The sequence below is a fragment of the Nocardia sp. NPDC051787 genome (assembly GCF_040681325.1).
Lineage (GTDB): Bacteria > Actinomycetota > Actinomycetes > Mycobacteriales > Mycobacteriaceae > Nocardia.
Window position 1 is genome coordinate 1 of the sequence record NZ_JBFAYO010000063.1, and the last position, 8,011, is coordinate 8,011.

Consider the following 8,011-nt stretch of genomic DNA (forward strand, 5'->3'; position numbering starts at 1 on the left):
CGTCAACGTCCTGCACGCCATACTCCGCAACCGCCAGCCCTACCACGCCACCGGCTCCACCACCGCTGCTTGACAAACGCATTAGAGAGCCACCTACCCGATCCACGGGTGAATGACCGAGTCGGGCGGGTGGGCTAGCGTCGGGGAATGGAGTTGCGTCAGTTGCGGTACTTCCTGGCGGTCGCCGAGGAGCGGAATCTGACGCGCGCCGCGGAGACGCTGGGGATCCGGCCGACCTCGTTGAGTCAGCAGATCATCGCCCTGGAGCGGCATCTCGATACGCGGCTGTTCGTGCGGACATCGGCGGGGATGACGCCGACCCCCGCCGGTGAACGGCTGTTCGATCGGGCGCGTGCGGTCGTCGCGGAGGCTCGGCGGGCGGAGGAGTCGGTGCGTGGCGGGCGGACGCTGCGCTTGGCAGTGACGCCGGGGGTGTCGCCGGATGTCGTGGCGATGCTGTGGCAGGTGGCCGGGACGCACGCGGTCGATATCGCTGATATGCAGACGGCGCAGCAGGTGACGGGGCTTCGCGGCGGCGTGCTGGACGCGGGGTTGCTGTTGTTGCCGGTCGACTCGCCGGACCTGGATTGCGTGACGGTCGCGGATGCCGAACTCGGTGTGGTGGCAGCCGTCGGTCATCGTCTGGCCCGACAGGATTCGGTGCGATGGCCGGATCTGGACGGCAGTGCGCTGCTGTGGTTCGCGCGCGCGTCGGCGCCGGGCTATCACGACGCGGTTCGCGACGCCTGGACCCGCGCGGGCTGGCGTCCGGCGGTGGTACGGGAAGGCGCGCCCCGGCGGGTGCTGTTCGAGGCCGAACTACGGCATGGCGGAGATGTGATCGGGCTGCGGCCCGCCTGGGATGTGCCCGTCGGGGCGGGGCTGGCCTGGTTGCCGTTCGCGGAGGGTGCGCCGCGAATCCGCCACGCGCTGGCCTGGAACGCCGGTGATTTTCGGGCCGCGCGCTTCCGGGCATGGGCCGATGACCTGGCGTATGCGCTTGTGCCGCATACGCGTCCGGAGTTGCCTCGTGGACAGCGTGCCGCCGCGTCCGCTGTGCTGGATACCGGACGGGCCGCGTCGAGATGAGGCGCCGCCGCACAGAATAGGAGACCGCACATGGCACTTACCGCATGGGGCTTCGTATACACCGCGCCCGGCAGTGATCCGAGTCGCGAGACCGTCGTGGAGACAGCGAATTGCCGAACGATTTTCGTGGGTGTGGAGAAACTGGAGCAGGCGCCCGATGTGGCCCGCCGGTTGGTGGTGTCCGGGGTACAGTTGATCGAACTGTGTGGTGGTTTCGGTCCGCTTTGGACGGCGCGGGTGATCGAGGCGATCGGCGGGGTTGTTCCGGTGGGTGCGGTGGCCTACGGTGCCGAAGCCGTCGACCAGGTGCACGCGATATTCGCCTAGCGTTGCGCCGGACGGGGTGCCCAGATCGACCTACATGAATCCCAATGCTCGACGAATCCTGAAACTACCCTCCGACTCCTGAAAGTTCGCCCCGGTCCAGCGCGGACCGGGGCAAGCATTGCGTACGGGTCGCGCCCTGATCAGTTCGTGCCGCCGCGAATCCGGTGATGACGACCGGGCCGCCGCGTAGGTTCTGGGCGACGAGCCGGGTGCTACTGAACGTGCGTCGAGGCGACCGTCGTAGCGGAGGAGTGCGGCCCAGATCCGCGAAAAGCCACGCTAAGCGGTTTGGCTATCGACTGGTGCTCGCCGCGAGCTTCGCCTGGACCGCTTACGAGCGTCGCGCCACCGCCGCCGATCTGCGCAACTGGCTCTCGCGATGACAAGTCCATGAGTACGACCGGCGATCGGTGGCCTACCCACCGATCGCCGGTCGTGCGTTCTCGGATCGATCGCCCGTCGGGTTGGCGGCGATCGATCCTGCGGCCATCTGGTCCGCGGCGGCACCGGCCCGGGCGCCGTTCCTATGCGACAGCCGGACCGGTCACGGTGCACCCAGATCGGCTCGCGTTCTACCAGAGCACTCGCACAAAGAGTTGTTCAGGAGCTGGCTTGCTTGCGGCGCTGCCGAAGAGCGCGCATCGACACTTGCGATCCGCATCCGGGGCTGCAGTAGCGTGCCGCCCGGTTGCGGGTGCGATCGATGAAGCCGAAGTGGCACGGCGGATTGCAGCATGCCTTGATCCGCATCCAGTCCCCGCGCTGCGCCGTCTCGGTCACCGCGGCGAGAACGGCACCCAAAGCACCGGGGACACCGGTCGATCCGGCGAGGAGCTGTGCCGTTTCCGCAGTGACGACCGTTGTGAGCGGATAGCGAACCCCGGCCTGCAGCAGATACCGTTCCGCCTCGGCGACCCGGGCGTCACCGATATCTGGATCACCCGCGTGGTTCAGCAGCACCGTGACCAGTGCGTCACGAAGCTCACGCGCGGCCAACGCATCGGAGTCGGTCACCACGATGGCGGCGGCGAGCAGGCCATGCTCGATCGCCCAGTCCGCGAATCCCGAAGCCGTGCCGAAGACCTCGAGGCGCCCCGTGCCGTCGGCTCTGGTGTTGACGAACTGCAACACCAGAGCAGCGGCATCGCCGCTCCACTTCGGTGCGTCACGCGTCGCCTGCATTCCTCCACGATACCCACACTACAAGCGGCAAGCCGGATTGATCACAACGATTGCGCTGAAACTACGTGGAATGTTGTGAGCTAACTGGTTATGATCACAACATGACAAACGCAGGAAACACCCCACCGGTCTGGTTCATCACCGGCGCCTCCTCGGGCATCGGACGCGAGCTCGCAGTTCAAGCGCTGACGGCCGGAGAAGCTGTGGTCGCTGTGGCTCGCCGCACCGAAACCCTCGGCGACCTGGGAGAATCCAACCGACTGCTCACGATCGAGGCAGATGTGCGCGACGAGAAAGCCGTCGCGAAGGCGGTCGAGCAGAGCGTGGCTCGCTTCGGCCGTATCGACATCGTCGCCAACCTGGCCGGCTATGGACTCTTCGGGGCGGTCGAGGAAGCAGCCGACGTGCAGGCACGGGCGATCTTCGACACCAACGTCTTCGGCGTACTCAACGTGCTGCGCGCGGCGCTGCCGGTGCTGCGGGGCCAGCGGTCCGGGCGCATCCTGCAGGGGTCGTCCTACTACGGCCAGACCGCAGATCCCGGCGTCGGCCTGCTCGCAGCCACCAAGTACGCCGTCGAAGGGCTCTCCGACGCGCTCGCAGCCGAAGTGGCGCCACTCGGGATCCATGTGACTCTCGTTCAGCCCGGCCTCACCGCAACACCTTTCCTGTCCAACCTCGACACGGCTACAGCAACCCACGCCGACTACGACCAGACAGTGCGCGCCCTGCAGCAGGCGATCCAAGTGCTGCCGGCATCGGCGTTCTCCGGCGTCGACCGCGTGGCCGTCGGCATCCGCACAGCCGTGGCCGGCGACAATCCGCCCCGCCGCCTCGCCCTGGGCGTCGCCGGCGCGGACAGTATGCGCACTGCGCTCACCGCACGCCTCGCCGAACTCGACGAATGGGCCACCGTCACCAACCTGGTCGACGCCGGGCCCAGCGCTCACGCCCACACCGGATAGACAACCCCGCAGCGGCTGTGGCCGCTGTTGCAGGATGCCGATGTGGTCGGCGAAGTAACGGATGACCGGGCCGCGGGACCCGGTCACCCTGAACTTTCAGCGCGTCGGCGCGTGCAGCAGTCACCGTTGGTGGTGGACAGGCTCGTGTCGGTCCAGTCCACCACCGGGTAGGGCGACGTGGGCTCAGCGCCGGAATTGCACGAGGCGTCCGACGACACTGTTACCGAGTTCGGCTCATCGGAGTTCCGCACGAAGTGCCCGAAGGACTACGCGAGGTCCATACTCCCGCAACGAATCCGTAGTTCAGCCTCGCCGAGCAGGACGGCGGGGTATTCCGCTGGAGCCGCCTGATCTGGCACAACCAGCTCTCGGTGACCACGTCTTTTCTCCGTCCATGCGGTGAAGTCGGACCTCGTCGAGGTCGGCTGAGGCGCGAGACCCGCGGATCGCCGGTACAGGGACAGTCCACGCCGACTGGCGAGGCACTCGCCGCCAACGGCACTCACGAAGCCGGTGCCACCGAGTTGCGGATAGTCAAAATTGGCCTACACCAACATCTTCCGAGTCAGGAGTGATCCAATCTCATGGTCAACCGTTGTAGATGACTCGATGTAACCGGTCAGGAGCTGCGCGTGCTGTCTGAAATCGATTCTGCTGTCTTCCCGTATCTGGAGGCGGACCTCGACCGCGTCCGTGACGTTCTCGGACCCGTCCTGTTCGAGGGCAGGCCGGAGCTGACCGCGCTCACGGACGAAGGGCCGGGTACGTCTCGCCGCCTGGTCCGGCCCACGTTGACCCTATTGTCGTACTATCTGCTCACCGATCCCACGGCCCCGGCCGACGACCGGGTGGTGCGTGCTGCCGCTGCGGTGGAGTTGCTGCATCTGGGTTCGCTGTACCACGACGACGTCGTCGATCACGCCTACGAGCGTCGAGGCCGCCCCAGTGCCAACGTGGTGTGGGGTTCGCATATGGCCGTATTGGGTGGGGACTCCGTGATGCTCACGAGCGTGCGCATGCTTGCCGAACTCGGCCAGCGCGAAGTTCTCGCGGGGGCGATCGCGGGTGGACAGATGTGCGCGGGCATGGTGATGGAGGCTGCCGACCTCTACGTGGCCTCCCGCGGTGAGCAGTCCTACCTGGACTCGATCGACGGCAAGACGGCGGCGGTGCTCTCGCTGGCATGCCGGGTGGGCGCGATGCAGGCCGGGCGGCACGAGGATCACGAGGAGGCGCTCGCGCAGTTCGGCCGGTACTTCGGGCTGGCCTACCAGCTGTACGACGACATCCTCGACTTGACTTCGACCGCCGAAGAAATGGGCAAGCCGGTCAACGCGGATCTGCCCGAGGGCATCTACACGCTTCCCGTGATCCGCGCGGCCGCCCGCGACCACGGCCTTGCCCGCCTGCTGCGCAGAGCAATGACGGAGGAGGAAGCCGCACATGCCCGTGAGCTCGTCAACGCCTGCGGCGCCGTGGACGAAGCGCGGTCGTTGGCCGATGAATTCATCGACCGGGCCGCCGGTCAGCTCGCCGCCCTGCCGATCGACCCGCGCGCCGGCCACGCAATGACCGCCTACGCCAGGTCCATACTCGACCGGCAAACCTCCGATCCCGCGATTTCCCGGCAGTCGGCGCAGCCACCTCGAGCCGACGGTGACGGGATTTCACAGCAGGTCGCGCAATGGTTGCGGAGCTGGATGGTGGACACCGGCCTGGCCGTCTCTGCGGCCGAGGCGGACTACCACCGGTGGATGGGAGCGATCCGGATCCCGGCACGAACCTTGGTCCCAGCAGTGGACGTGGCCCGCGAACAGACCGCCTACGGCATGGCCGTGCTGGTCCTTGCCTGGGATGACCTCTTCGAGGACCCGCAGCTGAGGGACCCGGAAGCCGTGACCGCGTTGCGGCGTGGCCTGGTGGCTACGCTGCGCCAGGACCCGGAGAAACCGTGGCGGACCGGCGCGCTTCCGACTGCGTGGGCGAGTTTGTGGCCGCGCTTGCGCGAGGGCCGCAGCGCCCGCTGGCAGGAGCGGTTCCTCGGCGGCATCGAGGAGTGGTTCGAAGCCGCCGAACGCGAAGCGCACCATCGCATCAACGGCTACATCCCCCCGACGGCCGACTACCTGCCGCTGCGGATGTCGACGAGTGGGATCGAAACCGCCATCGCTTGCATGGAGGTGTACCACGACCGGGAACTGCCGTCGAAGCTGCGCACCCACCCCGTGATCCGCCGTCTCGAGGAACTCGCCTTCTGGGTGACTTTCGTGGAGAACGACCTGGTGGGGTTGGATCAGGACGAGGCAGACCAGGTCCCCTATAACTTGGTGCGGGCGGTCCGTCACGAAACCGGCTGCACCCGCCGCGAAGCTGTGGAGCAGGTGCAGCGCCAGGTGGCCGAGCAGCGCGCTCAGCTAGAGGCGGTCATCCACTACGTTCCCGCGCTGCTGCGCGTTCTTCCCGGCCTGCCGGGTCGAGGGAAGGACTACGCGGAGATCTACGTGAACATGACGAGCGTGGGGCTCTGGGGGCGTGAGAGCGAGCGGTACACGCAAACCTCCGCTTCCGCAGCGCCGGACTTGGAACGCTTGCGTCGCGAGGTCTACCTCCCGGCCGCCGAACCGGCCCCTACGGCGTCGTAATCCCCCGCCGCTGGTAAGCAGGGTATGTCCCGCGCGATCCGCCGTCTGGTCGTGCGGGACGCCCCTCAGTGCTTCGCCGGGTGTCCGGACCTCGTTGGTCCGGGAATGCGCACCCACATCGTGGGTCGAAGAGAGGAGCGGGTGCGCCGATGGAAAGCGACCAGTCCGACGAGGACGCTGGCGGTGAACCAGGCCAATTGCACGGCGAAACCCGCGAATGGCGTGGCGTCGGAGAAACCGGCCGCGGTCGAAGCCTGCATGGCACCGTAGGAGGGCAGCCATCGCACGAAATCGCTGTCCGCGCCAGCGCTGGCGATGGGGTTCTGTACGGCCATGTCGAAGCAGCTGATCATCGCGATGGCGAACATCCCCTCCACCTCGCGGCGCAACAGCGCGCCGAGGGCGACACCCAACGCCCCGTAGGTCATCGCCGCGCCGAAAAGCGCGGCAGCGAGCAGAACCGGCTGCCGCGGCGACCAGTAGCAGCAGACGATCGCGGTGGCGTATACGCAGACCACCACCGAGGCCACCACCAGGCAGGCGATCTTCGCCGAACCCAGAGCGACCCGGGGATACCCCGCCATCGACAGACGCCGGTCGAATTCTCCGCTGCTGAAAGTCGCCGCGAACATCATGAACCCGATGATCAGACAGACCGCCATCAGGGCGCCGGAGATCTGGGCGAGCTCATTGCCATTGGCGCGCAGAACCAGACCGGTGTCTCGAAGTCGGAACGGCACCTCGATGTCCGTGATGGCCACGCTCACCACGGTGATCAATATGGGTAGGAAGACAGCCACCAACAGCATGGCGAACCGGTTACGAGCATGCTCGATGAGGCCGTAGCGCGTGGCGAACACGAACAGCCGCACATTCTCACTCATCTGGTCTTCTCCCCTCAGCCCTGTAGGCAACCATCGCGCAACCTCCACACCTGATCCAGCCGGTCGGTGTCGTAGGCCAAATGCGACACGACCAGAACCGACCTGCCGGTGTCACGAAAATCCGCGACCAAATCCCAGAAACGTAGATACGTCTCCCAGTCGAAACCCTGATACGGCTCATCCAGCAGCAGAACCTGCGGATCATGCATCACCGCCAGCGTCAGATTGAGCTTCTGCCGCGTGCCACCGCTCAGCGTCGCGACCCGCTCATCGACGTATTCCGAGAAACGCAGAATCTCCATCGTCTCCTCAGCCCGCCGCAAGTCCGGAACCGCATAGGCCGCAGCGAAGAAGTCCAAATGCTGACGAACCGTGAACGCCTCGTTCAAGATCACCTGCTGCGGGCAGTAACCGAACCGCCCACGGTGCCGGACCACCCCTCGGTCCGGTCGCAGCTCTCCCGAAAGAACCTTCAACAACGTCGACTTGCCCGCCCCATTCTCACCGACGATGCCCACCAATGTCCCCGACCGCAACACGATATCGACGCCACGCAGCACCGACCGCCTGCCGTAAGAGTGGTGGACGTCCTCCACTTCCATCAGTACCCCTTACCTGCCGATTGATGCGCCGGTCACCGTCCCGGATGCTACCAACAAACCACGAAATCGTTTGCTAGAACAGCCAATTCACGGTCCCCGCGCTACGTCGGGAGTGGTCGGCGCACACTGGTCGACCGGGGCAGCGCTCCGGTTCGCGCACGATTCATGGCGGGCGGGATCCGCTGGCATGGATTCTTGGTTCCCGACACGATCTTCTCGTCACCGTCCCATCCGACAGCGACGAAGTGCTCAAGGGGTGGGGCCCCGGGGGGGGGGCCCCCCCGGGGTTTTTTTTTGTGTTTTTTTTGGTTGCGCCGGGG

7 protein-coding genes are annotated in these 8,011 nt (G+C 66.4%); 4 read left to right on the top strand and 3 right to left on the bottom strand.

Features of this window, described 5'->3' with window-relative positions; translation table 11 throughout:
- The first annotated feature begins 147 nt into the window (after positions 1–147).
- Positions 148–1,089 carry a LysR family transcriptional regulator gene (locus AB0M45_RS33570; RefSeq protein WP_364337479.1) on the top strand — a complete coding sequence of 314 codons (942 nt, stop codon included), beginning with the start codon at positions 148–150 and terminating at the stop codon, positions 1,087–1,089.
- 30 nt (positions 1,090–1,119) lie between these two features.
- The gene (locus tag AB0M45_RS33575; RefSeq protein WP_364337481.1) at positions 1,120–1,416 is read left to right on the top strand and encodes a DUF6506 family protein; all 297 of its coding nucleotides are present in this window, start codon (positions 1,120–1,122) and stop codon (positions 1,414–1,416) included.
- A 600-nt stretch (positions 1,417–2,016) separates the two neighbouring features.
- On the opposite strand, the gene AB0M45_RS33580 is transcribed toward AB0M45_RS33575, so the two are convergent.
- On the bottom strand, positions 2,017–2,598 hold the full coding sequence (locus AB0M45_RS33580) for a CGNR zinc finger domain-containing protein (protein ID WP_364337483.1): 582 nt from the start codon (positions 2,596–2,598) through the stop codon (positions 2,017–2,019).
- Between the two features lie 101 nt (positions 2,599–2,699).
- Here AB0M45_RS33580 and AB0M45_RS33585 point away from each other — a divergent pair, with 101 nt between their 5' ends.
- Together AB0M45_RS33585 and AB0M45_RS33590 are read left to right on the top strand one after the other, a co-directional pair.
- A complete protein-coding gene (locus AB0M45_RS33585) occupies positions 2,700–3,563 on the top strand; it encodes an SDR family NAD(P)-dependent oxidoreductase (protein WP_364337485.1) in 864 nt (287 codons plus the stop codon).
- A 632-nt stretch (positions 3,564–4,195) separates the two neighbouring features.
- Positions 4,196–6,205 (top strand): polyprenyl synthetase family protein, encoded by a 2,010-nt coding sequence (locus AB0M45_RS33590; RefSeq protein WP_364337487.1) that lies wholly within the window; start codon positions 4,196–4,198, stop codon positions 6,203–6,205.
- 65 nt (positions 6,206–6,270) lie between these two features.
- Here AB0M45_RS33590 and AB0M45_RS33595 read toward each other — a convergent pair whose 3' ends face one another.
- Both AB0M45_RS33595 and AB0M45_RS33600 read right to left on the bottom strand, forming a co-directional pair.
- On the bottom strand, positions 6,271–7,089 hold the full coding sequence (locus tag AB0M45_RS33595; protein ID WP_364337489.1) for a hypothetical protein: 819 nt from the start codon (positions 7,087–7,089) through the stop codon (positions 6,271–6,273).
- A gap of 14 nt (positions 7,090–7,103) precedes the next feature.
- Positions 7,104–7,691, bottom strand: a complete 588-nt coding sequence (locus tag AB0M45_RS33600) for an ABC transporter ATP-binding protein (protein WP_364337491.1) — start codon at positions 7,689–7,691, stop codon at positions 7,104–7,106.
- Positions 7,692–8,011 lie beyond the last annotated feature (320 nt).

Coding starts and splice junctions, on each gene's coding strand:
- AB0M45_RS33570 (WP_364337479.1), top strand. CDS start 148: ATGGAGTTGCGTCAGTTGCGGTACTTCCTGGCGGTCGCCGAGGAGCGG.
- AB0M45_RS33575 (WP_364337481.1), top strand. CDS start 1,120: ATGGCACTTACCGCATGGGGCTTCGTATACACCGCGCCCGGCAGTGAT.
- AB0M45_RS33580 (WP_364337483.1), bottom strand. CDS start 2,598: ATGCAGGCGACGCGTGACGCACCGAAGTGGAGCGGCGATGCCGCTGCT.
- AB0M45_RS33585 (WP_364337485.1), top strand. CDS start 2,700: ATGACAAACGCAGGAAACACCCCACCGGTCTGGTTCATCACCGGCGCC.
- AB0M45_RS33595 (WP_364337489.1), bottom strand. CDS start 7,089: ATGAGTGAGAATGTGCGGCTGTTCGTGTTCGCCACGCGCTACGGCCTC.
- AB0M45_RS33600 (WP_364337491.1), bottom strand. CDS start 7,691: ATGGAAGTGGAGGACGTCCACCACTCTTACGGCAGGCGGTCGGTGCTG.